Here is a 23,298-nt window from a genome sequence, read left to right as displayed (position 1 = left end):
GGCACTCGGACAACACGTGCGCAATGCCTTTACGACATGCGCGAGTGCCAATGTCCGGTTGCACGACATTGGCACTCGCGCATCATGCTGCTTGCGCTACAGCGGCGCCGGCTTTTACTGCCCGACCGGACGAACCGTCAAGGCGTTCTTCACCGACGTCACGCCGGCCACGCCTTGCGCCGCTTGCGTGGCCACGTCGACCTGCGACTGGTCGGGCACGGTGCCTGCCAGCGTCACCGCACCGCCGCGCGCGCGAACGTTGATGTTCGCGACGCTCACGCCCTTCGTCTTGGCGAGCGTGCTGCGGACTTTGCGCGCGAGTGAGCGGTTGGCGGCCTTGGCCTGCTTGCCAGTTGCCGCCGACGATGCCGCCGCTGCCGGCGCCGCCGCCGCATCGCTGCTTTGTGCGTTCGCGCTAAGGGAGGCCAGCACGATGAGTGCGCTGCCGACCATCTTCATTGCCGTGGATGCTTTCATTCGAGTTTCTCCTGTTGTCGTGAGTACGCTTGTCCCGGACGCGGGACCATGTGTTGCACTACGGGTAAAGCGGAATCGAATCGGAAGGACGTTGTTGCGGGTCTTGCGAATGCTTGAATCTACATGCTCATCGAGGCTGCTTCAGGCGGCCCGAAGCCGATGTATACCGGCGTGTGCCGGCAAAGGCTTGCCGCGGGCCGGAAACAAACGATACTCCAATTGGTTCCAGGGCGAAGGCGGCGGTGCCTGGAAATGACGCTTTGCTACAACGGTCGCGCCGATGACTTATCGACGTCTGCTGCATGCCGGGTCGGTCTCGCATACCGCACCTCGCGCCGCGGTCGGACGCAACCCAGAATAACGAACGCAGAAAAGCGAAGACATAAATGAACGGACACAAGAAGGCATAAACGCATGCGCAAACCGTTGCTTCCCATCATTCCATTGTCGCGTGACGATTTGCCTGTCGGCGCGGCAGAACTTGCGCGCTTCATGATCGGCAAGTACCTCGTGCACGATCTGCCCGAGGGGCGCATGAGCGGCCGGATCGTCGAGACCGAGGCGTATCCGGTCGGCGACTCAACCAGCCATGCATTCATCGGACGCCGTCCCTATAACGGCTCCATGTTCCTCGCACCCGGCCACGCGTACGTGCGGCTGACGTACGGACTCTCGTACATGCTCAATATGTCCGCCGAAGCAGAGGACGTCGGCGCCGGAATCCTCATTCGCGCGATCGAGCCGCTGGAAGGTTTGCCGCTGATAGAGGCTCGTCGGCCCGGCGTGCCGCTGCGCGATCTCGCGCGCGGACCGGGGCGGCTCACCACGGCGCTCGGCATCGGACAATCGTTCGACGGCCGCGATCTGTGCACCGGGCGCGATCTGTGGATCGGCGTCATCGAGAAGGACGACGTGCCGGTCGGCGTGACGACGCGCATTGGCCTGTCGCGCGAGACCCATCGGCCGCTGCGCTTTTTCGAGCCCGGCAGCCTTTTTGTCAGCGGGCCGCGCAAGCTGCTTCAGGCACCGCACGCGGACCTCGCAAGCGCCCCGCAAAACTGACCCTTGGCTCAACGATCAGCAGCAGATCATGCCTCGCAAGCGGTGCATTTCCGATACGTCGAGCATAAGGGGTTATCAACCCACCAATTATTACTGGGACGATGCAGGCTGCATGACGAGCGGCGATGACTTCGTCGCGCTTTTTCGATTACGACAATTATGTATCTCAGAATCAAGGGTTTTCCCTTGGCGGGCCGGTGACTAGACTGGAATCACTGGCTTCTCACATGGTGTGGCAAGCGCAGCAAATAAAACCAGGTCTGGAGGTAATGATCATGAAATCGCTTATCAAGGCAGTTGCCATTGCAGCCGTTCTCGCCGCTCCGGTCGCTTCGTTCGCGCAGTCGAGCCAGCAACCCGTGACCCGCGCCGAAGTGCGCAACGAACTGATCCAGTTGGAACAAGCCGGCTATAACCCGGCTGTCCGCAACGACCCGAACTATCCGGCCGATGTGCAGGCCGCCGAGCGCCGCGTGCAGGCTCAAAACCCGGTAGTGGCACAAACCCAGCAGCCAGTCGCCGACACCAGCGGCTACGGCGGCATGACGAGTGGCTCGTCGCAGTCGGGCCGCGTGCGCGAGCCAATGACCGGCCCGAAGTCGGTGTACTTCGGTAACTGAGCCGAATCGGGCAGCGTCAGATAGTTGAGGCTGCAACCGGTAGCCGGGGCGAGATCCACGCGTTCAGTCGTCATCAGTCGTCAATAGATGAGCGCCCCGCAGCCGGTCCGCAAGCAGTGCGACGTCTAGACGTAGTTGAATGCCAGCGTGCGCGCCGCGAGCAAAAGCGGCGCGCGGCATCGCTCCAGGCAGAATCCCGGTCTGGAGTCACGCGCGAAATGCAGCGTTGCGAACGCAAGAGTCAAGCCGCAAGTCCGCCGAAATCGCGGCGCCATGTTGACGTCGTCCACAATTCCAGGAACCTCCGCTGCCGCAAGGTAGCTTCGCCCAACCGTTTCGCGATTGGGCTTTTTTCGAGGCTTGGCGATGCGATAGGCGCGGCGCGTCAGGGACGCTCGCCGTGAATGTAGAACTCGAGCTGCTGAATGGTGAACTGCTGTTCGGCGATGATGTTCTTCACGAGGTCGCCAATCGATACCATGCCGACCAGCCTGTCGTTTTCGATCACCGGCAAATGACGCATGCGCCGCTCCGTCATGAGTGCCATGCAGTCGTCGGTGGTCTGGTCGGGGCGGACAAAGCGCACAGCTTTGCTCATGATCTCGCGTACGGGCGTCGCCTTCGACGACCGGTCCATCAGCACGACCTTGCGAGCGTAGTCGCGCTCGGTGATGATCCCAGCGATGCTGTCGCCATCTGTCACGACCAGCGCACCGATGCCTTTCTCGGCCATCAGCTTGATCGCTTCATAGACGGAGTCATCGGCTCCGATTGTATAAACGGTCGTGTTGTTCGGTTTAGTTTTAAGAAGCTGTGCAACGGTTGTCATGGAGCGGCTCCGTTTCGCAGTGCAGCACGCCAGCGCGGCGGGCTGTCGAGGACAGGCCATTCCAGTATAGGCTCGACGCGCCGGCGAGTGTGTTCGGGAATACCTGGAGCGCGCAAAGCATCCAGATGGGGTAGGGCGTGCGGCTGCGGCGTTTTTGGCGCTTCAGTGGTGCATGATCCGTGCGCCATGCATGGGCATCCGGGTGCGGTGCGCCGATTAGCGGTAAACTCCTGTCCGTACCTTATCCCCGGTTTGATCGGGTTCATGTCCAGCACCACTGTCTAACGCCATGCTCACGTCTCACGATCCGTCGCCCGCAGCAGACGGCGCAATTAACGGCGAATGCGTCGTACTCGACGCCACCGCCACGCTTCCCACGCGCTACGGCACGTTCACCTCTTACGTGTTTCGCGTGGTCGAAAGCGGCGCCGAACATCTTGCGCTCGTGATGGGCGATGTCGCGAACCAGTCTTCAGTGTTGACGCGATTGCACTCCGAATGCCTGACCGGCGACGTGCTTGGCTCATACCGCTGCGATTGCGGTGAGCAACTCGATCTCGCGCTGCGCTATATCGCGGCTGAAGGCTGCGGCGTGCTGCTGTATCTGCGCGGTCACGAAGGCCGTGGCATCGGCCTGTCCAACAAGATCCGCGCGTATGCGCTACAGGAGCAGGGGCGCGATACCGTCGAGGCCAATCTCGATCTCGGCTTGCCCGACGACTCGCGCGAATACGACTCGGCGGCGGGCATTTTGCGCACGCTGAAAGTGACGTCGGTCCGCTTGATGAGCAACAATCCCGAGAAGTTCGACACGCTGTCGAAGCACGGCATTCCCGTGTGCGAACGCGTTGCGCTCGCCATTCCGATGCGCGAAGAAAACGAGCGCTATATCCGCACGAAGCAGCTCAAGTTCGGGCATTACTTCGACGAGAACGAGTAGCGCGAATCCGGAATCGGTCTGCTGTCTCCCAAGGAGAGCCAAAGTAGTCCGCAAGTGGTTGAAAATAAACAAAAAGCACTCCTATTGGCGGCGCCAGTCGGCACATCGACGCTTGTCTCTGTATGTCTAAACTTGCAACGTCGGCGTAGGTTTTTTCGGCGTTGCCAAGGAAACCTACGCTGGATATTCTTGCCTCAGAAAAACGTACGCGGAGGGAAGAATGCGCCTCGATGCACGTGCCGCAGCCACACTGCCGAGCGGCGATCACATGACCTTTGATGGATTTCCCGGACTGCGCTTGCAAGCGTCTAGAGCCGGAAATCGTGGACGTATCGCTACAAGTCACCGGTCAATAGCCGCATGCGGCAAGTGAAGCTCGGTGAATGGCCAGCAATGTCGTTTGCCGGAGCCATCGCCGCGTGGGAGAAGAGCCGCGTCGAGAGAGACTCGGGCGCCGAGCTTTGCGCACTGCGTCGAATGACGGAAGCAGAGGCTACTCATTCATCACCGAACAATTACACCGTCGAACAACTGTGCCGCGACTATCTGCGGGGGCATGTAGAAGTCGACCGGAAGACCAAAGGTGCAGTCGAGGTCGCACGTATCTTCAAAGCGATGTTAGGGCCTATCGCGGATAAGCCTGCGGCCACCATCACGCGCGCCGCGGCTTTCGATCTGCTCGAATCATATCGGTCGACTCCAGTGCTCAGCTCGCCTTCGCATGGAGCTTGACGGTGCCTGGCACTACGCGCTCGATGCTGGTCGTCTTCCTGAAAACACCGCTAACTGGTGGAAGGAGTTCTAAGAGGGCGACTGAAGAGCAAAGGGCGCAAGGTCGAGGGCCAATATACCGGAACACAAAAGAGGGTGCTCCCGGTAGAGGAACTGAGCACATTGATGCGATGGCTGCCGAATTTCAGCTTGACTGTCGCCGATGCATTGACGCTCTACCTGTGGACTGGCACAAGAGGGGGCGAGACTGTCGCTATGGAGAGCAACGAGATCGCTGACGAAAGCGATGGTCTTTGGTGGACGATTCCCAAACAAAAGACAAAGGGCCTTAATAGCGACAAAGCAACGGATCTGCGAGTGCCGCTCGTGGGCCGCGCCGAGGTAATTGTGCGGCGACGGCTCGATCAGGCAAGGGGACGGTTCCGTTTCCTTCGGCGCGTGGGAAGACGATGGGCCAGACCGTGGTCCAGCACGGCGTCTACTATGATCAGCCGTACTGCAAAGTCGCACCGAACCATGATCGCCCGCGACTACCCGTGACGCATTGGTCCGCCCACGACCTTCGACGCACGACCCGCACACTGCTTGCAACACCTGGTTGTCCGAACGAAATCGCCGAGGCCGTCCTCGGTCATGTCCAGCCTGGAATCATCGGTATCTATAACCGGCATACCTACGATAGAGAGCGGCGCGAGTGGCTCACGAAACTGTCGCATCGCTTGGAAGAGATCGAAGAACCCGTCGTTTTCCTTGGATGGTCTCCACATCAGATGAATCTGGACATCAAGATGCAGTATTTGACGGGTGGCGACAACGTGTTCGGTCCGGACTACGGAGCCGCCAAGGTCTACACCGTTCTGTCTACAAGCTTTTCAGGCACGTGCCCCAACGCGTCGAAGCTGCTGGCGCAGCTACGATTCACGCCCGATATGGAAAGCGAAATTATGGCTCAGATCATGGCGAAGAAGGACGCCACCGACTCGGCGAAGGCCTACCTTCGAAGCCGCCACGACTTTCTTTCTTCATGGCTTTCGGGAGTAACGACCATCGACGGCAAAGAAGCGCTTCCTGCAGTAAAGCGCTCGCTGGGCCTGTAAGGGGTCCGCTCCGTCTACTCAACGAAAGGAAGCATCGCAATGAACTCCATTTCCTTCTATGCAGACAAGACTAGCGCCCGCATCGACATCATCGTGGACGGTCAGCGCCGTCCGGTGAGCGCCCTCTGGCTGCGCGAGCGCAGCCAGAACCCAGCCCATCTCGACGCTGTCACCAAGCAGCGACTGTTTGACCCGCATGCTCTCGACTCGAACCTGCGCCTTGTTCGTGTTGACAGTGCGGCTGCTGATGAGATTACCGTTATCTTCAGCGACGGCTACACAGGGACATTTTCATCCAGCAACTTTCGAACGAAGACCCTGAGGGAGTCGAGTTGCTGGCCTCCGTATCGGTCAAGTTCCGTTTTGCGGACGCGGAGACGGAGCTCATTGCGCGCCGCACGATGATAGAGCTTGATCATCAGAAGCGCCCAAAGGGCGTGCACTACAGCCCGAGGCTCGACTATCTGCCGCTCATGGACGCGTTCACAACAGCGGCGTTTCATCGTGCACGGCGTCGCCTCGGCGAGCTCTTCTCGGACTCTCGCTATGAGATGCGCTTCAGGCTTCAGCCGGGCGAATTGATGATGTTTGATAACAATCGAGTCTTGCACGGTAGAACCGAGTATGACCCGAACGAAGGCAGACGACATCTCCAGGGCTGCTACATTGACCTCGACGGACCGCGCGGTCGCTATAAAGCACTTCGTCGTAAGCTAGCTACGGGAATTGCGACCATTGGCCCGGCTGTGGAGGCAGAGCATGAATGAGAGAGTCGCCTTTAGACAGATGAAGGATGGAACTGCAGACGAGTATTTGCTCTTGCGTCGTCTGGAGGAGCCGTTCCTCAAGCGCACCGCCGACCGCCTTCTGAGCGAGTTGCGACGTCAGCAGAACGAGACCCTTGAAGGCTACCGCATCACCCGATACGAGCATGCATTGCAAGCCGCGACCCGGGCAATGAGGGAAGATGCTGGCGACGACTGGGTTGTGGCAGCGCTGTTTCACGATATTGCGGATGGCATCGCGCCGCAGAATCATGACCGCGCTGCCGCCGAGATTCTCAGACCATTTGTTAGTGCCGAGGTGTGTTGGGTTGTCGAGCAACATGGTCTGCTCCAGACGTATTACTACGGCCATCACTACGGATGGGACAGGCATGCGCGGGAGCGCTTCCGTGAGCATCCGTATTACCAGCTAGCTGTAGATTTTTGCGAAAAATGGGACCAGGCGTCGTTCGATGACGAATACGTTTCCGAATCTCTCCAGACCTTTGAACCCATCGTGCGACGAGTCTTTGCTCGGCCTACTTACGGCGACTGACGTGATAATGTCTGAGAGGCGGGTATGGCAGTTATGAATGCGTCGCCGAACCGGCCGCGACGTTGCCTGAAACGCGATTGGTCCACTGGCAAGTGGCTGTTCTATCCCATAGCGCTGGTTGCGATGGGACATTCCTAGCGCACTTACAACTCCGGGTGACAAGAAAAGCAATGCCCGAAGCTTCCTCCCGGGTAGGCAAGCGATGATGGGCGATGAGGCCGAAGGAGGTCGCAAAAATGGTCTCTGTCACGATTAGTGGCCCAGCCAGCCCGATCGGAAGACTGTAGTGGTCTAATTTCCTCGTCGATTCCGGATCGTCCTCCTATCGACCTGTCCGAGGAAATTAGACCACTACACGGTACCCTCGGACAACGGCCGGCGCGACTACAAGCTAAGCCTTAACGTACGAAAAAATCCCCTTCTTAAGGGCCGCCCCAGTCAGCGCCTACGACGCTGGCGGGCGAGCCGCTCATTCCTCTGTAAGGTGGCGCAGGCTTGGCGACGATATAGCTATAGCCAGCGCATTTGTATGTCATGTGCGCATAGCACCTTTATGCAAGGACGATTGGAAAAAGAAAAGCCTTTTGCTATCCGCCTGGATAAATTGCGACAAACCCTCAATTCAGACCGCAAATTAGATTGTGCCGCAGGGCGCGGATTTCCTTCTGAATTTGTGAGGAAATCCTTACGTGCGCTTGCTCTGGACAGGAAAGCTCGTCCCAACCTATGGGCCCTGCATATCGGCGACTGTGGGCAAAACAGTCTCTGCACCGTTTAGTATCGCTGTTTTTAACGCAAGTTAGATTCGATGCTGTGACACACAAACCGGTGTCGTCAGTCCAACCGGCAACTCCTGATTGTTAAATCATGCAATACGTCGCTGTCAGGCGGTGCTTATTGTGGACAAACGAAATGCCTTATGAGAAAGTCCCAACGCGCACATATGTTTCAATTGCTTTCCTTTGCTGACCGACGGAAACCTCCTGTTGGTCCGCAGTGGGCGCAATGGTCGTCTCACAGGGTGCTTAGGATGTTGCAGAGAAAAGAGAAATGGCGCGCACACCCCGCATGAGAAGGCTGCCATGTGCACGCAGAGCAAACGTTTGCCATAAGATAATTAGGGACCGGTAATCATGGGTATTCCAGGCGGAATCGAGCCGCGCATGGGCTCGGCAGAACAATTATGTCAGTCACGCATGCAATGTGTGCTCCGCCGTCCGCTGTGCATCGCTATGCCACGATCATTCGGACCGCCGTAAAGCGAACCGCCACTGGCTGTCCAAGCCGTCGGCGCAACGCATAACGGGTCTTTTCGCCGCCCTTCACCGATCAGTTAGACGTTTCAATTCCTCGCTTTCGAGGACGGGATTCGCTCGCTTTAAAGATTCTTCTTGATCGAAGACGGAAGCCGGCTTCAAACCTAGTAAAGCGTCGTATCGCGGCTCGACTTATCAATCACAAATACATAGTCATCCTTCAGAAGAGGATGAATGCACACGCTCGTGCTGAAGAAGCCGCATTCCCCACAATACTATCGATTGAGGAAACGACCATGAACAAGGCATATCGCACAATCTGGAACAAGGCGATAGGCGCTTTTGTCGCCGCATCGGAGCTTGACCGGTCATGCGGCAAAGGCAAGTCGGGTGCCAATGCAGCCCTTTGCGATGGGCGAACCGTTTCCGGTGGCGATCCGCGGGTCATCGCCGCGCTGTTGCTGATCGGGCTCGGCGGATGGGGCACGCAAGCAGAGGCGCAGGTGAGCTGCGCTACCTCACCGTACAACTTTTATAACGGCAGCAATTCGTGCATGGGCCTGTCGTCCACCGCGAGCGGTGGGGGGGCCACTGCGTTAGGGTATGCCGCTAGCGCCATAGGAATTAATGCCCTGGGCGTCGGCTATCAGGCCATTGCGACGGCGACTAACGCCATCTACCTTGGCGCGCGCAGTGCTCCCGGTACCGGTGCGACCGCCCAGTCGGCAATTGCCATTGGTACGGATGTCGTTGCTAACGCGTCGGGTGCCATTGGCATTGGTGTGGACTCCGTTTCTAAGGGTACCCAGTCGACTGCTATCGGCCCACTGGCGACCGCATCAGGAACCAACAGCGTGGCACTGGGCACCAGCGCGGTCTCAAGCAACATCAATTCAGTGGCGCTAGGAACCGCTTCCACAGCGACATTAGCCGGCGATAGTGCGTTGGGCTCCTTCGCCAATGCCTCGGGCGGAAACTCCACCGCTCTCGGTTCCGGCTCCATCGCGTCGGGAGTCGCTTCTCTGGCGTCAGGGCGGTCGAGCAACGCGAGCGCGCAGAACTCCGTGGCTATCGGCTTTCAGGCCATTGCTAGCGGTTCCAATTCCATTTACCTGGGTCCGCGCGCCGTCGCGGGCACCGGCTCCACGGGGACGTCTTCGATTGCGATTGGCACTGACGTCACCGCTACCGCCGACTATGCCACCGCGATTGGCTACCAGACGGTCGGGAACGGGGTCGCATCTGTCGCAATGGGGTATATCGCCACGTCGTCCGGGACGCATGCCGTCGCTGTCGGCTTTCAGTCCATCGCCAGCGGCCTCAATGCCGTGTATCTGGGCGCGCGTTCCGTCGCGGGCACGGGCGCAACGGCGGCGGGCGCGATCGGTGTTGGCACGGACGTCACGGCTTCCGGCGCGTCTTCGCTAGCTGCGGGCACGCTCGCTGCCGCCAAAGCGGCGAACGCGGTGGCGCTCGGGGCGGGCGCCGTCGCATCCGGCGCGGGCGCACTCGGCATGATGAACGGCTCCAACGCCAGCGGCACGAACTCGATTGCGTTGGGTGCATACGATACCGTCGCGGAAGGCGGTTCGTCCGCACCCGCCGCGGTGGGAGGCGCCGCCGCATCGGGGATTCGCGCCATTGCATTGGGTACCGGCAGCACTTCGGCGGGTTCCTCGTCCATCGCGATAGGCGATTCTGCTGCGACGGGAACCAACTCGAATGCGATCGCGATGGGTACGAATGCATCGGCGTCTGGAAGTAGCGCGATCGCGTTGGGCAACCAGACGGTTGCGAGCGCCGGCAATGCGACGGCCATAGGCTTTACGTCGCAGGCGCTTGCGGCGTCGAGCGTGGCCATCGGCGACAGCAATAAGGTGGCGGCGGCGGCCGGCGCGGGATCGATCGCGGGCGGGCACAGTTCGCAAGTGCTCGCGGGCACCGGCGCGGTCGCGCTCGGTGAAGGCCAGACGGCAAGCGGCAACGGCGCGGTGGCGATTGGCGATCCGAACACGTCCATCGGCAACGGAGCGGTCACGGCCGGTGCCGACAACAGCGCGAACGGCCAGGGAGCGATTGCGCTCGGCAACGCCAATACGGCGAGCGGCCAGGGCTCGGTCGCGCTCGGCAATGCGTCGCTGGCGAATACCGCGGGTGCGGTAGCGCTCGGCGATAGCGCCGTGGTTCTGGGCGCCGCAAGCAGCGGCGTCGCGCTCGGTTCGCGGGCGACGGCAAGCATCGCCAACAGCGTCGCGCTCGGCGCGGGTTCGACCACGACCGCCGCCACGCCGACTTCTAGCGCGACAATTGGCGGCGTCAGCTACAACTTCGCAGGCGCGACTCCGACCACCGTCGTCAGCGTGGGTTCGGCCGGCGCGGAGCGGCAGCTCCAGAACGTGGCCGCTGGCCAGTTGAACGCCAACAGCACGGACGCCGTCAACGGCTCGCAACTCTTTGCAACCGATCAGCAGGTCACCGCCAACTCGACAGCCATCACCAACATTAACAACGGCGCTGGCATCAAGTATTTCCACGCGAATTCGACGCTAGCCGATTCGTCGGCCACCGGCACCGATGCCATCGCCGTGGGCGGCGCCGCGCAGTCCTCAGCGGCGAATGCGGTGGCCGTCGGCCGCGGCGCGGTAGCCAATATCGCCAACAGCGTTGCGCTCGGCGCGGCTTCCGTCACAACCGCAGCTACGCCGACGTCGAACGCGACAATTGGGGGCGTCAGCTACAACTTCGCAGGCGCGACGCCGGCAGGTGTCGTCAGCATCGGTTCGGCCGGCGCCGAGCGGCAGCTCCAGAACGTGGCCGCTGGGCAGCTCAATTCGTCCAGCACCGACGCCGTCAACGGCTCGCAACTCTTTGCAACCGATCAGCAGGTCACCGCCAACTCGACGGCCATCACCAACATCAACAACGGCGCGGGCATCAAGTATTTCCATGCGAATTCGACGCTGGCCGATTCGTCGGCGACCGGCACCAACAGCGTCGCCATCGGCCCGCTCGCGGTCGCGAGCGCAACCGACAGCTTCGCGGCAGCCAACGGCGCGCAGGCACTGTCGAACGGCGCACTGGCGCTCGGCGCGCAATCGACGGTGTCGGTGGCGGGCGGCGTCGCAATAGGCTCCGGCTCGCTGTCGGATCGCCCGACTGCTTCCGGCACCGGTTCGATCGCGGCGGGTAGTTTCTCGATCCCGTTCAACACGAGCGACGCAACTTTGCTCGGGGCAGTCTCGTTCGGCAACTCGACATCGGCCAGCCCGACTTACCGCCAGTTGACCAACGTTGCCGACGGTACCGACCAGCACGATGCGGTCACCGTCCGGCAGCTCGCCGGCGCACTTCAAGCCTTCGCCGTATCGCCGACCTTGTACTTCCATGCCAACTCGGCGCTGGCCGACTCGCTCGCGGTCGGCGCGAATTCGGTCGCCGTCGGTCCGACGACGGTGGTCAACGGCGATAACGGCATCGGCATGGGCAACGGCGCGATTGTCGATATGAACGCGCCGGGTGGCCTCGCCATCGGCCAGAGTGCGCATTCGGGCCAGGCCGACGCGATGGCGCTCGGCAGCGGCGCGTCGGCGCTCGGCGCGCAATCGATCGCGCAAGGGGCGAACGCGAGCACGACCGCTGCCGGCGGCGTCGCGCTCGGTTCGGGCGCGAACAGCAGCGCCGTCGATGGGCTCGCGCTCGGCTCCGCGTCGACGGCCAACATCGCCAACAGCGTCGCGCTCGGTGCGGCTTCCGTCACGACCGCAGCCACGCCGACCTTGGGCGCGACCATCGGCGGCGTCGGCTACAGCTTCGCGGGCACGGCGCCGACAGGCGTCGTCAGCGTCGGGTCGGCCGGCGCGGAGCGGCAGATCCAGAACGTCGCCGCTGGGCAGCTCAATTCGTTGAGCACCGATGCGGTCAACGGCTCGCAACTCTTTGCAACCGATCAGCAGGTCACCGCCAACTCGACGGCCATCACCAACATCAACAACGGCGCGGGCATCAAGTATTTCCACGCGAACTCGACGCTAGCCGATTCGTCGGCCACCGGCACGGATGCCATCGCCGTGGGCGGCGCCGCGCAGTCCTCAGCGGCGAATGCGGTGGCCGTCGGCCGCGGCGCGGTAGCCAATATCGCCAACAGCGTTGCGCTCGGCGCGGCTTCCGTCACAACCGCAGCTACGCCGACGTCGAACGCGACAATTGGGGGCGTCAGCTACAACTTCGCAGGCGCGGCGCCAGCTGGTGTCGTCAGCGTGGGTTCGGTCGGCGCCGAACGGCAGATCCAGAACGTCGCCGCCGGCCAGTTGAACGCCAACAGCACGGACGCTGTGAATGGCTCGCAGCTGTTCGCGACGGACCAGCAGGTCGACGCCAACACCACCGCCATCACCAATCTTAATAACGGCGGCGGCATCAAATATTTCCACGCGAATTCGACCTTGGCCGATTCGTCCGCAACCGGCGCCGAGGCCATCGCGGTCGGCGGCAACGCGCTGTCGTCTGCGGCGGACGCGGTGGCAATCGGTGCGCGTGCTGCCGCAACGACCGCGAACAGCGTCGCGCTTGGCGCGGGTTCGACCACGGCCGCGGCGACGCCGACTTCCGGCGCGACGATTGGCGGGGTCAGCTACAGCTTCGCGGGCGCGGCGCCGGCAGGTGTCGTCAGCGTCGGGTCGGTCGGCGCCGAGCGGCAGATCCAGAACGTGGCCGCTGGCCAGTTGAACGCCAACAGCACGGACGCCGTCAACGGTTCGCAGCTCTTCGCAACCGATCAGCAGGTCACCGCCAACTCCAACGCCATCACGAATATCAACAACGGCGCGGGCATCAAGTATTTCCACGCGAATTCGACGCTGGCCGATTCGTCGGCGACCGGCACCGACAGCGTCGCCATCGGCCCGCTCGCGGTCGCGAGCGCAACCGACAGCTTCGCGGCAGCCAACGGCGCGCAGGCACTGTCGAACGGCGCACTGGCGCTCGGCGCGCAATCGACGGTGTCGGTGGCGGGCGGCGTCGCAATAGGCTCCGGCTCGCTGTCGAATCGCGCGGTTGCCTCCAGTACCGGTTCGATCGCGGCGGGTAGTCACGCGATTCCCTTCGATACGACCGACCAGACACTGCTCGGCGCGGTGTCGTTCGGCAATTCGACTGCGGGAAGCGAGTCCTATCGGCAGTTGACGAACGTCGCCGACGGCACAGGCCAGCATGATGCAGTCACCGTCCGGCAGCTTGCCGGCGCGCTTCAGTCGTTTGCCGTCACGCCGACGATGTACTTCCACGCCAACTCGACGCTGCCGGATTCGCTCGCGGTCGGCGCGAATTCGGTCGCCGTCGGTCCGACGACGGTGGTCAACGGCGACAACGGCATCGGCATGGGCAACGGCGCGACCATCGATATGAACGCGCCGGGCGGTGTCGCCATCGGCCAGAGTGCGCATTCGGGCCAGGCCGACGCGATGGCGCTCGGCAGCGGCGCCTCGGCGCTCGGCGCGCAATCGATCGCGCAAGGGGCGAACGCGAGCACGACGGCTGCCGGCGGCGTCGCGCTCGGTTCGGGCGCGAACAGCAGCGCCGTCGACGGGCTCGCGCTCGGTTCCGGCGCGACGGCGTCGTTCGCGAACAGCGTCGCGCTCGGCGCGGGCTCGTTGACGACCGTCGGCGCGTTGAGCAACTACATCGCGTATGGACTGAGCAGCCCACAGTCGTCGGCGGGCGAAGTGAACATCGGCAACCGGCAGATCACCGGCCTCGCGGCGGGCCGGCTCAGCAGCGACGCGGTCAACGTCTCGCAACTCGACGCGGTCTCGACGCAGTTGACGACGCTGATCAACCAGCGCACCAGCAACAGCAACAGCAGCGGCGGGAGCTATACGTCGACGCCGTCGGGCAACACGACCGCGCCTTCGTCGACCGGATCGAATTCGTCGGCGGGCGGATCGGGCGCGGTTGCTTCGGGCTCGAACAGCACGGCGGTCGGCAACGGTTCGCAGGCAACCGGCAACGGCTCTACCGTGGTCGGCACCGGCGCGACCTCGACCGGTTCAAGTTCCACGGCGATCGGTTCTGGCAGTAACGACGGCGGCCGCTCGAACGTGGTCGCCGTGGGCGCGGCGGATTCAACGCGGCAGGTCATCAACGTGGCGGCGGGCACAGCGTCGACCGATGCGGTCAACGTCGGGCAGCTCAACAGCAGCGTGAGCAACGCGCTGTCGCAGGCAAACAGCTATACCGACAGCCAGGTAGCCGGGCTGCGCAACAGCCTCGACTCGTACCGTCGCGACGCCGACGGCGGCACTGCGACGGCGATGGCCGTGGCGGGCTTGCCGCAGCCTTCGGGTCCGGGCAAGAGCATGGTCTCGCTAGCGGGCAGCGTGTATCGCGGCCAGTCGGGACAGGCACTCGGCCTGTCGACCATTTCGGAGAACAACCACTGGGTGTACAAGGCCGCCGTATCGACCAACACGCGCGGCACCTACGGCGCGGTCGTCGGCGCGGGCTATCAGTGGTAAGCGGCGTACGTCACGACAGGCGTGCGGAACCGGATCATGCGGGCAAGCCGCGCCCGGGTTCCGCGCAAATCAGAACGTCATTGGGACTCTTACTATGAACATCAGATCGATTGCACTGTCATGGGCCACGCTTTCCTGCCTGGCGGGTCTTGCGGGTCTCGCCGGTTGCGTCGGACCACTCGGCACCGATACCGCGTTTCCGAAAGCCGACACTTCGACCTGGCCGGAAGGGTCGTTCCCGAACTCGGAAAACCTCGGCAAGGTCGCGCCCGGCATGACGAAGACCCAGCTTTACGAACTGGTCGGGCCACCGCATTTTCATGAATCGGTTTTCCATGTACGCGTGTGGAACTATCTGTTCCATTTCCGCACCGCGGACGGCATCGCGAACTGTCAATACCAGGTTCAATTCGACGACGACAGCCGCGTGCGCGCGACCCGATGGCGCGATCAGGCTTGCGAAAAGTTCAGCAGTTCGAGCAGCACGGCGACGAGCGAAAGCGCAGCCGTGCCTCTGAACGTCGAGCCGGCAAACTGACCGGCGCCGCGCCCTTCGTCGCTGGAAGGGCGCGGATTTGTTTCACCGGCGACCGGCCGCGCGGAAGCGTTTAATCTATGCGCTTTCGCGCGAATCGCAGGATTCGCAACCCGAACGGAGATGTGAATGAAGAGCATCAGCAGCGTGTACAGGCTGGCGGCAACCTGCATGTTCACGGCGTTTTCCATACTCGCCCATGCGGCGCCGGCCGGCGCTTCGCCCGACCAGCTGCTGCAGGAAGCCACGCTCGTGCTGCAGCAGATCGATGCCAGCCAGTACACGGCGCTCTGGCAGGAAACCGTGCCGTTCGTACGTTCGGCCTATACCGCCGACAGCTTCGCCAAAGGGCTGACGCAGTCGCGACAGTCGCTCGGCACGATCGATCACCGCAGTTGGGCGTCGATCACCCGGTTGACTTACTTGCACGACAAGAGCGTGCCGGACGGCGTGTATGCGAACGTCGACTACGCGACGCAACTACGCGACGGACGCATCGTCTATGAAAAGGTCAGCTTCCAGTTGGCCAGCGACGGCCGATGGCTTTTCACCGGCTATGCCCCGCGGCAGGACCAGGTCGCGGCAATGCAGCCGTGAACGATGGATCGCGTCATTTCATGCATGAGTTAAACACCGCCTCGGCTGCGAAGTGGTCGAACGTGCAGAAGCACTTCGAAGCGGGTGAACTGTTCGAAGCGTCCACGTTCATCGCCGACTGGTTAACGACAGCGCCCGCCGACGCCAACGCCGCCACCGCACAAGCGCAATTGCTGCGACTCTGCGGCCAGTATCAGCATGCGCAGGCCGCGCTCGATCGCGCCTTCGTGGCAGCACCCGAACACGGTCCAGCGTGCCTCGAAGCCGCGCGGCTCGCGGCTCAACTCGGCGAACTCGAACGCGGGCTTCACTGCTTCGAGCGGGCCCATCGCGCGATGCCGGATGCGACGCGCTGGCTCGGAGAATGGACCGCGCTGGCGCATCGAGCGCAGCCGGAGAGTGCCGTCGAGGTGGCGAAGCGGTGGTGCGAAGCCGCGCCCGAAGCCGCCGAAGCCTGGTTTGCGCTCGGGCTTGCGCATCAGCAGGCGAACGCGTTCGATGCGTCGCTCGACGCCTATCAGCAAGCCTTGGCACTGAATCCCGATCTGCCGATGCTGCGCAACAATCTCGTCGCGCTGCACTACAGCCGCGGCGAAAACGAGGCGGCATTGCGCATCGGCATGGAAGCGCTGCGCGCTGAACCGGATCACGCGCTCGCGTGGACCAACCTCGCCAACGTCAGCCTGAAATTGCACGAGCCCGCGAAGGCGCTGATTGCCGCGCGGCGCGCCGTCACGCTGGCGCCCGATTACAGCCTCGCGCTGCTGGCACTGAGCAATGCCGCGCGGGAATCGCAATTGTGGGACGAAGCATTCGAGGCCGCCGTGCGCGCGGCGAAAGCGCCGGGCGTCGATCCGCAAGTGCAGTTTTCTGTGGCGATGCTGCAACTCATGCGCGGCGATTACCGCAACGGCTGGATCAATTTCGAGGCGCGCTGGAGCGGCTCGCCGGAGCTGAAGAGCGTCGCGCCGTTTTGTCCCGAGCGGCGCTGGCGAGGTGAAGCGCTGGCGGGAAAAACGCTGCTCGTGTGGGGTGAACAGGGCTTCGGCGATGCGATCCAGTTCATTCGCTTCTTGCCGCTGATGGCCGAGCGGGCGCGCGCTGCGGGCGGAACCGTAATCTGCTGCTGTTTTCCTCCGCTGTACGAGCTATTCAAGCGCAGCCTCGGCGAATGCGACATTGAAGTGCTCCACAGCGACACCCCACGCCTGCCGCCGTTCGACTATCAGATTCCGCTTGGCAGCTTGCCGCTCGCGCTCGAAGTCACGCTCGAATCGCTGCATGCGCCGCCTTCCTATCTGCGTGCCGACGCTAGACGCGTGAGCCGCTGGCGCGACCAGATGGGCAGCAATGCTCCGATCCAAGTCGGCCTTGTCTGGACCGGCAGCCGCGGGCATCAACGCAATGCGCTGCGCGCCATCGCGCCAGAAAGCTACGCGCAGACCTTCGCGGGCATCGACGGCGTCGAGTTCCACAACTTGCAGCCAGGCGCAGCCGATGACCTCGCGATCATGGCAACGCACGGATTGCACGTGATCGACCGAAGCGGCGAATGGCAGAACTTCGACGATACCGCCGCGCTGGTATGCAGCCTTGATCTGGTGGTGACCGTCTGCACGTCGGTCGCGCATCTGGCGGGCGCGCTCCGCGTGCCGACGTGGCTGCTGCTCGACGTCAATCCGCACTGGCTGTGGATGCTTGAACGCGACGACAGTCCGTGGTATCCGTCAATGCAGATTTACCGGCAGGCGCAGTATCGCGAGTGGCTGCCGGTGCTGGGGCGCGTGAAGGCGGATCTGGTGGCGATGACGGAGCGGCGATTGGCGGCGGATTGACGCGACAGGGACGATTCCGTTTCCTTACTCACGCCATCGACACGTCGAATACGCGTCGAGAGTTCGTTTCAGTGCCCTCGGAGCCGTCCGAGGTCTTACCTGGAGGGCGCCATCCAACAATGATGCACCGGCGCTTTTATCACATAACTGCAACTGTTGTTCAGAACTACTAATGAGAAAAATGGGAAATCTGATCTCATCTGATCTGTGTTCCTTGGGGGCTTCTGGTCTTGGGTGCTGTGGATCGTCGTGGCGCTGCTTTGCTTTGTGTCCATAGTTGGAATTCCTTGGGGTCGCGTCTGCTACAAGGTGGCGGAATTCTCTGCTTCGCCGTTCGGACGGAAGCAATCCGACCGGCATCAATGAACGCAGCAAAAAGACATCGGCACGACAATTCTCGGGACGCCGGCAATCTGGGCTGGTTCCGGCTCATCGGCCGGTGGTTCGCCTTCGCGCACGTTGCAGCGGGCGTTCTATGCTTCGACACGATCACATGATTTCACGTTCAACGAACGAAAAAGGTGCATAAAGCAATTGTCGCGTTATTCACCGTTGTGGCGACTGCAACGTCCTACGCTTAGGACCTTCCGCTTCGATAGGTCGAAGGTCCGCTTCGCGCTCGAAATAGTCCGCCGAGCTTTCTCAGGCGGGACTTTCTCCGGGCTCCCCGGTTTTCGAGGAACGGGCGCGCCACTTTGCCGGCGTCGTGCCTACCTGGCGTTTGAACACGCGCTGAAACGCGGCTTCCGATTGATATCCCACCGCTTCGCCGATCTCGGCGACAGACATCCCTGTTTGCGCCAGTTTGCGCCCGGCAAGCGCCATGCGAATTTCGGTGAGCACGTCGCTCGCTGAGCGACTGATCGCTTCTTCGAAGTGGCGTGCAAACGTGGCGCGCGACATGTGACAGAGCTCGGCCAGTTGAGGAAGCGTCCACGGCTTCCCGGGTTCGTCGAACATGGCCGCCAGAGCCGGTTGCAGCCGCTGACGCTGCGCAAGCGCCAGCAGGCCGCGCGGCGCCTGGTCGGTATCGGAGGCGCAACGCAGGGTCAGCGCGAAGAGGGCGCCCGACAACTGGTTCACGACCGTCGCGCTGCCCGGGCGTTGCTCGAACGCTTCCTCGCGCATCAATTCAATGACTCGGGCAAGCCTGGTTGCTGCAAACGCGGCGTCGCGCGCCTCTCCGTCGCCTTCGGTCACGCTGCTCACGAGCAAACGCCCCGGCAGATGGTCGCGCATCAACTGCTGCGGCACTGCCGGCAGCACGAAGCGGCCGCACAGCACATCGGCGCCACCCCGTGCGCTGCCGTTCGTGACAATGGTGAGGCCGTCCTTGTCCTGCTCGCGCGCCGGGCGGGGCGAATTACCGCTGCCGTCGTGCAAGCTGTGCGCGCTGCCCGAAGGAAACAGCACGATATCGCCGGCTTTCATGCGAAGCACCGGTTCGCTTTTCCCTCCGGTGTCGCTTTCCACCACGGCCTCGCCGCGCAACAGCACGTGATAGGGAAACTCCCACTCGTTCGACTCTGGATGGTCGATGCGCCACGGCGAGCCGAAGTGGCATCGCACATCGAGCCGTCCGGTGACCGGCATCAGCGAGAGCAGTCGGTCCAGCAGTTCCATATGAGACGTTTGAGCATGAAGTTGCAGAAGTATGGCATTAAAGAACTCGCCGTGCATCCCTACACTGACTCCCATGCCACACGACATGGCTAAGCAGTTCAACCACCAACCTGAAGGAAGGAGTCAATCATGTCCCGTCTGACCACCATTCGCCCTGAAGAAGCAACCGGCGCGGCCGCTGAAGTGTTCGCGAAGATCAGGAAGGCTGTCGGCAAGGTGCCCAATGCGTACGCTACCGTCGGCACGCACAGCCCCGAAGCGCTCGGTGCGGCGCTCGCGTTCGACGCAGCGGTGGCTGCCAGCACGCTCGGCAAGGCAGACATCGAAGTCATCAAGCTGGCTGTCAGCGAACATGTGGGCTGTGACTACTGTGTCGCCGCTCATACATTGATGGGCAAGCTTGCCGGACTGTCGAGCGACGACATGAAGCAGGTGCGTGCTGGCGTTGCAACTGGTGACGCCAGGCGCGACGCCCTGGTGACGTATGTGCGTACGCTGGTCGGCACGCGTGGCACGGTGCCCGAGGCGGCCGTCGATGCGGTGCGGGCGGCTGGTTACACGGACCGCCAGATCATCGAAATCAACCTTGCCATCGCGTCGATTACGTTCACGAATCTCGTGAACCGCGTGAACGACACGACGCTCGACTTTCCGGCAGTCAAGTAATCCGTAGCTCCAGTACCCAGTCCCCGACAGGAGAGATTGTCATGCGCACCATTCGTACAGACGTCGCCGTTATCGGCGCAGGGACGGCCGGGCTGTCGGCTTACCGCAGCGCGAAAGCCGAAGGCCGCACGGCCGTGATCATCGAAGGCGGTGAATACGGCACGACGTGTGCGCGGGTGGGGTGCATGCCGTCGAAGCTGCTGATCGCGGCGGCGGAAGCCGCTCATGCCGCGAGCCACGCCGGCGCGTTCGGCGTTCGTGTCGAGGGGGTGCGGGTAGACGGCAAGGCGGTCATGGATCGCGTGCGCAGCGAGCGCGACCGCTTCGTCGGGTTCGTCGTGGACGGCGTCCACGCGTTGCCGGAAGCGGACCGGCTGGTTGGCCATGTGCGCTTCATCGACGACCGGCTGCTGCAGGTCGGCGGCGATACGCTGGTGCAGGCGGCGAGCGTGGTGATCGCGACCGGCTCGACCCCGGTCATTCCCGACGTGCTGCGTGGCGTGGGCGAGCGCGTCGTCGTGAACGACGACGTGTTTGCCTGGCAGACGCTGCCGCACAGCGTGGCGGTGGTTGGCCCGGGCGTGATCGGGTTGGAACTCGGTCAGGCGCTCGCCCGCCTTGGCGTGGAGGTGAGCGTGTTTGGCGCTCGCGGCGGGGTGGGACCGCTGACGGACCCGTTGATCGTGGAGCAGGCGCGCTCGACGTTTGCGCAGGCGTTCCACTTCGAGCCGCAAGGTACGCTCGAAGCGGCGACGGCGGTTGATGGCGGCGTGCAGATACGCTACGCGCGCGCCGACGGAAGCTACGTTGAACGCACCTACGAGTTCATCCTGGCAGCGGCCGGGCGACGGCCGAACGTTGCGGACCTCGGCCTTGAAAACACATCGCTCGAACTGGACGGTCACGGCGTGCCGCGCTTCGATCGCGACACGCTGCAAGCGGGCGCGCATCCGGTCTTCATTGCCGGCGACGCTAACGGAATCCTGCCGCTTCTGCACGAGGCCGCCGACGAAGGCCGTGCGGCCGGCCGCAATGCCGCGCTTTATCCCGGTGTGGTGCCGCTGGTGAGGCGTGCCCCGCTCGCGATCGTTTTCTCGGACCCTCAGATTGCCATGGTCGGGGCACGGTACCGCGATCTCTTGCCTGGCAGTTTTGTCGTGGGGGAAGTGAGCTTCGAAGATCAGGGGCGCAGCCGCGTCATGCTGAAGAACCGCGGATTGGCGAGGGTGTACATCGATCGTGCGACGCGGCGCTTCGTGGGCGCGGAATGGTTCGGCCCGGCTGGGGAACACATCGGTCATCTGCTCGCGTGGAGCTTGCAGATGCAGATCACGGTCGACGATATGCTCGGGATGCCGTTCTACCACCCAGTCGTCGAGGAGGGCTTGAGGACGGCGTTGCGAGATGCGGTAGCGCGGCTGTAAGCCGGCGCGTAAACGCAGACGTCTTGAGGACGAAGGCGGTCGAGAATCATCTGCGGGATGCGTCGAAGAACCGTGTGTCGGCGCTCGACGATCAAAACGAGATCGCGCGGAGAATCGACCGTCGCATCAGGCACGTCACGACCTATGCGCGCACCGGGCAGGACCACCCTCGGCGGCGGTGCCGGCTGGGTAAAACAGCACGCCTGAATCGAGGCTTGTCGAAGCTGCGCAGGCGAGAACAGCGCACCAGATTCCACGACTACAGTGTCCGCACGCTCCCTAGAGGTTATGCGATCGTGGTCCCGCTGTCGCGATGGGCATCCTTTCGTCGGTACGGTCAAACACCTTTTCCGGCTCGTCCGCTTCCTCTGGAGTCTCGTTATCCAACACCCGGCGCATTCTGGGTTGGTCGAGTTCGTTTGTCCACTTGGCGACCACCAGCGTAGCCACGGCGTTGCCGATGAAATTCGTCAGCGCGCGCGCTTCGGACATGAAGCGGTCGATGCCGAGGATAAGCGCAAGACCTGCAACGGGTACGTGTCCGACCGCGGACAGCGTTGCCGCCAGCACGATGAACCCACTGCCCGTCACACCCGCAGCGCCTTTGGAGGTCAGCAGCAATACGGCTAACAAAGTCAGCTGATGCGTGATGTCCAGCGGCGTATTCGTCGCCTGGGCGATGAAGATGGCCGCCAGTGTGAGGTAGATCGACGTGCCATCGAGGTTGAAAGAGTATCCGGTGGGAATGACGAGTCCGACAACTGATTTCTTTGCACCAAGATTTTCCAGCTTCACCATGACGCGGGGCAGCGCTGCTTCGGACGAGGAGGTTCCAAGAACGATAAACAGTTCCTCCTTGAGATACTTGATCAGCTTCCACACGCTGAAACCATGGAACCGGGCAATCAGTCCTAGCACGACGAAGATGAAGAACAGGCAGGTCGCATAAAATGTGAGCATCAGCATCCCCAGGGAGAGCAGGCTGCCAATGCCGTATTTGCCGATGGTAAAGGCCATCGCGCCAAAGGCGCCAATCGGCGCCACTTTCATGATGATGCCGACGATGCGGAAGAACACGTGTGAGATCTTCTCGACAAAATCGAATATCAGTGTGCCTCTGCCGCCGAACCAGTGCAACGCGAAGCCGAACATCAATGCGAACAACAGGACCTGAAGTATCTCGCCCTTGGCAAACGCGTCGACCACGGTCGAGGGGATGATGTTCATCAGAAATTCGGTTGTGCTCTCCAACTTCCGCCCGCTAGTGATCGCAGCCACTGCCTTCGCGTCCAGCGTGTTCGGGTCCACGTTCATGCCGGCGCCGGGCTGTACCACGTTGACGATCACCAATCCGACCACCAGCGCGAGAGCGCTGACGACCTCAAAGTAGAGCAACGCCAATCCCCCTGTCTTGCCCACCTTCTTCATGTCTTCCATGCCGGCGATGCCGATGACCACGGTGCAGAAGATGATGGGGGCGATGATCATTTTGATCAGTTTGATGAAGGCGTCGCCGAGCGGCTTCATCGCCTCGCCAGTGTGCGGGGCGAAAAATCCCAATGCCATACCGGCGACGATCGCGACGATCACCTGAAAATAGAGGGATTTGTAAAGCGGTTTGCGCGAAGCCATTTGAGCCCCAAAGCGATCACGTCAGTCGTCATTCAGGAGCATTGCTTGACACACCAGCGTGATCCGTATGGCGACGGGCAAGCATCCCGGCACCGAACTGTGAGTGCAGTCGAGATACCTGTGCAAGCTGTGCGGATCGAG

18 protein-coding genes and 1 pseudogene are annotated in these 23,298 nt (G+C 62.3%); 14 read left to right on the top strand and 5 right to left on the bottom strand.

All coding sequences use genetic code 11. The features are described from left to right. Positions 1–114: 114 nt before the first annotated feature. Positions 115–477: a BON domain-containing protein gene (locus C0Z16_RS18050; RefSeq protein WP_102633479.1), complete on the bottom strand. Its 363-nt coding sequence runs from the start codon at positions 475–477 to the stop codon at positions 115–117. 414 nt (positions 478–891) lie between these two features. On the opposite strand from C0Z16_RS18050, the gene C0Z16_RS18045 reads away from it, so the two are divergent. After that, entirely contained in the window at positions 892–1,539 is a 648-nt protein-coding gene (locus tag C0Z16_RS18045; RefSeq protein ID WP_102633478.1) for a DNA-3-methyladenine glycosylase, read from the top strand. A 275-nt stretch (positions 1,540–1,814) separates the two neighbouring features. After that, a complete protein-coding gene (locus tag C0Z16_RS18040; protein WP_102633619.1) occupies positions 1,815–2,159 on the top strand; it encodes a DUF4148 domain-containing protein in 345 nt (114 codons plus the stop codon). A gap of 385 nt (positions 2,160–2,544) precedes the next feature. On the opposite strand, the gene C0Z16_RS18035 is transcribed toward C0Z16_RS18040, so the two are convergent. Next, positions 2,545–2,988 carry a CBS domain-containing protein gene (locus C0Z16_RS18035; RefSeq protein WP_102633477.1) on the bottom strand — a complete coding sequence of 148 codons (444 nt, stop codon included), beginning with the start codon at positions 2,986–2,988 and terminating at the stop codon, positions 2,545–2,547. Positions 2,989–3,277: 289 nt separating this feature from the next. On the opposite strand from C0Z16_RS18035, the gene ribA reads away from it, so the two are divergent. The 3 genes and pseudogenes from ribA to C0Z16_RS38770 all read left to right on the top strand — a co-directional run bounded on the left by ribA (position 3,278) and on the right by C0Z16_RS38770 (position 5,757). Then, on the top strand, positions 3,278–3,928 hold the full coding sequence (gene ribA / locus C0Z16_RS18030) for a GTP cyclohydrolase II (RefSeq protein ID WP_102633476.1): 651 nt from the start codon (positions 3,278–3,280) through the stop codon (positions 3,926–3,928). Positions 3,929–4,148: 220 nt separating this feature from the next. Further along, a pseudogene (locus tag C0Z16_RS38775) lies at positions 4,149–5,391 on the top strand (tyrosine-type recombinase/integrase); the annotation flags it as partial. A gap of 39 nt (positions 5,392–5,430) precedes the next feature. Continuing rightward, positions 5,431–5,757: a glycine betaine ABC transporter substrate-binding protein gene (locus tag C0Z16_RS38770; protein ID WP_102633618.1), complete on the top strand. Its 327-nt coding sequence runs from the start codon at positions 5,431–5,433 to the stop codon at positions 5,755–5,757. Between the two features lie 18 nt (positions 5,758–5,775). On the opposite strand, the gene C0Z16_RS38375 is transcribed toward C0Z16_RS38770, so the two are convergent. Further along, positions 5,776–5,955 carry a hypothetical protein gene (locus C0Z16_RS38375; RefSeq protein WP_208638631.1) on the bottom strand — a complete coding sequence of 60 codons (180 nt, stop codon included), beginning with the start codon at positions 5,953–5,955 and terminating at the stop codon, positions 5,776–5,778. A 134-nt stretch (positions 5,956–6,089) separates the two neighbouring features. On the opposite strand from C0Z16_RS38375, the gene C0Z16_RS38370 reads away from it, so the two are divergent. The 7 genes from C0Z16_RS38370 (at position 6,090) to C0Z16_RS39570 (ending at position 18,178) form a co-directional block, all read left to right on the top strand. After that, on the top strand, positions 6,090–6,524 hold the full coding sequence (locus C0Z16_RS38370) for a TauD/TfdA family dioxygenase (protein WP_208638630.1): 435 nt from the start codon (positions 6,090–6,092) through the stop codon (positions 6,522–6,524). Beyond that, positions 6,517–7,077: an HD domain-containing protein gene (locus tag C0Z16_RS18010; RefSeq protein WP_102633475.1), complete on the top strand. Its 561-nt coding sequence runs from the start codon at positions 6,517–6,519 to the stop codon at positions 7,075–7,077. The genes C0Z16_RS38370 and C0Z16_RS18010 overlap by 8 nt, the downstream gene beginning before the upstream one ends. A 1,552-nt stretch (positions 7,078–8,629) precedes the next feature. After that, positions 8,630–14,845, top strand: a complete 6,216-nt coding sequence (locus C0Z16_RS18005) for a YadA-like family protein (protein ID WP_102633474.1) — start codon at positions 8,630–8,632, stop codon at positions 14,843–14,845. A 94-nt stretch (positions 14,846–14,939) separates the two neighbouring features. Beyond that, positions 14,940–15,383: an outer membrane protein assembly factor BamE gene (locus C0Z16_RS18000; RefSeq protein WP_102633473.1), complete on the top strand. Its 444-nt coding sequence runs from the start codon at positions 14,940–14,942 to the stop codon at positions 15,381–15,383. Positions 15,384–15,509: 126 nt separating this feature from the next. Continuing rightward, the gene (locus tag C0Z16_RS17995) at positions 15,510–15,977 is read left to right on the top strand and encodes a DUF4019 domain-containing protein (RefSeq protein WP_102633472.1); all 468 of its coding nucleotides are present in this window, start codon (positions 15,510–15,512) and stop codon (positions 15,975–15,977) included. Between the two features lie 20 nt (positions 15,978–15,997). Next, positions 15,998–17,812, top strand: coding sequence for a tetratricopeptide repeat protein (locus tag C0Z16_RS17990; protein ID WP_102633471.1), 1,815 nt, complete (start codon positions 15,998–16,000; stop codon positions 17,810–17,812). A gap of 207 nt (positions 17,813–18,019) precedes the next feature. Continuing rightward, a complete protein-coding gene (locus tag C0Z16_RS39570) occupies positions 18,020–18,178 on the top strand; it encodes a YccF domain-containing protein (RefSeq protein WP_102633470.1) in 159 nt (52 codons plus the stop codon). A gap of 276 nt (positions 18,179–18,454) precedes the next feature. On the opposite strand, the gene C0Z16_RS17980 is transcribed toward C0Z16_RS39570, so the two are convergent. After that, positions 18,455–19,435, bottom strand: a complete 981-nt coding sequence (locus C0Z16_RS17980; protein ID WP_244201270.1) for a cupin domain-containing protein — start codon at positions 19,433–19,435, stop codon at positions 18,455–18,457. A 129-nt stretch (positions 19,436–19,564) separates the two neighbouring features. Here C0Z16_RS17980 and C0Z16_RS17975 point away from each other — a divergent pair, with 129 nt between their 5' ends. Both C0Z16_RS17975 and C0Z16_RS17970 read left to right on the top strand, forming a co-directional pair. Next, the gene (locus C0Z16_RS17975; protein WP_102633468.1) at positions 19,565–20,101 is read left to right on the top strand and encodes a carboxymuconolactone decarboxylase family protein; all 537 of its coding nucleotides are present in this window, start codon (positions 19,565–19,567) and stop codon (positions 20,099–20,101) included. 41 nt (positions 20,102–20,142) lie between these two features. Further along, positions 20,143–21,525 (top strand): dihydrolipoyl dehydrogenase, encoded by a 1,383-nt coding sequence (locus C0Z16_RS17970; protein ID WP_102633467.1) that lies wholly within the window; start codon positions 20,143–20,145, stop codon positions 21,523–21,525. A gap of 279 nt (positions 21,526–21,804) precedes the next feature. On the opposite strand, the gene C0Z16_RS17965 is transcribed toward C0Z16_RS17970, so the two are convergent. After that, positions 21,805–23,157, bottom strand: coding sequence for a dicarboxylate/amino acid:cation symporter (locus C0Z16_RS17965; protein ID WP_102633466.1), 1,353 nt, complete (start codon positions 23,155–23,157; stop codon positions 21,805–21,807). Positions 23,158–23,298: the final 141 nt, after the last annotated feature.

Origin of the sequence: Paraburkholderia rhynchosiae (genome assembly GCF_002879865.1) — a bacterium.
Lineage (GTDB): Bacteria > Pseudomonadota > Gammaproteobacteria > Burkholderiales > Burkholderiaceae > Paraburkholderia > Paraburkholderia rhynchosiae.
Note: the sequence above shows the minus strand (reverse complement) of the source record. Positions and strands in the feature narration are given on the sequence as shown.

Excerpts from the sequence above, each read along its gene's own strand:
- C0Z16_RS18050 (WP_102633479.1), bottom strand. The coding sequence starts at position 477 with ATGAAAGCATCCACGGCAATGAAGATGGTCGGCAGCGCACTCATCGTG.
- C0Z16_RS18045 (WP_102633478.1), top strand. The coding sequence starts at position 892 with ATGCGCAAACCGTTGCTTCCCATCATTCCATTGTCGCGTGACGATTTG.
- C0Z16_RS18040 (WP_102633619.1), top strand. The coding sequence starts at position 1,815 with ATGAAATCGCTTATCAAGGCAGTTGCCATTGCAGCCGTTCTCGCCGCT.
- C0Z16_RS18035 (WP_102633477.1), bottom strand. The coding sequence starts at position 2,988 with ATGACAACCGTTGCACAGCTTCTTAAAACTAAACCGAACAACACGACC.
- ribA (WP_102633476.1), top strand. The coding sequence starts at position 3,278 with ATGCTCACGTCTCACGATCCGTCGCCCGCAGCAGACGGCGCAATTAAC.
- C0Z16_RS38770 (WP_102633618.1), top strand. The coding sequence starts at position 5,431 with ATGAATCTGGACATCAAGATGCAGTATTTGACGGGTGGCGACAACGTG.
- C0Z16_RS38375 (WP_208638631.1), bottom strand. The coding sequence starts at position 5,955 with ATGCGGGTCAAACAGTCGCTGCTTGGTGACAGCGTCGAGATGGGCTGG.
- C0Z16_RS18010 (WP_102633475.1), top strand. The coding sequence starts at position 6,517 with ATGAATGAGAGAGTCGCCTTTAGACAGATGAAGGATGGAACTGCAGAC.
- C0Z16_RS18005 (WP_102633474.1), top strand. The coding sequence starts at position 8,630 with ATGAACAAGGCATATCGCACAATCTGGAACAAGGCGATAGGCGCTTTT.
- C0Z16_RS18000 (WP_102633473.1), top strand. The coding sequence starts at position 14,940 with ATGAACATCAGATCGATTGCACTGTCATGGGCCACGCTTTCCTGCCTG.
- C0Z16_RS17995 (WP_102633472.1), top strand. The coding sequence starts at position 15,510 with ATGAAGAGCATCAGCAGCGTGTACAGGCTGGCGGCAACCTGCATGTTC.
- C0Z16_RS17990 (WP_102633471.1), top strand. The coding sequence starts at position 15,998 with ATGCATGAGTTAAACACCGCCTCGGCTGCGAAGTGGTCGAACGTGCAG.
- C0Z16_RS17980 (WP_244201270.1), bottom strand. The coding sequence starts at position 19,435 with ATGGAACTGCTGGACCGACTGCTCTCGCTGATGCCGGTCACCGGACGG.
- C0Z16_RS17975 (WP_102633468.1), top strand. The coding sequence starts at position 19,565 with ATGTCCCGTCTGACCACCATTCGCCCTGAAGAAGCAACCGGCGCGGCC.
- C0Z16_RS17970 (WP_102633467.1), top strand. The coding sequence starts at position 20,143 with ATGCGCACCATTCGTACAGACGTCGCCGTTATCGGCGCAGGGACGGCC.
- C0Z16_RS17965 (WP_102633466.1), bottom strand. The coding sequence starts at position 23,157 with ATGGCTTCGCGCAAACCGCTTTACAAATCCCTCTATTTTCAGGTGATC.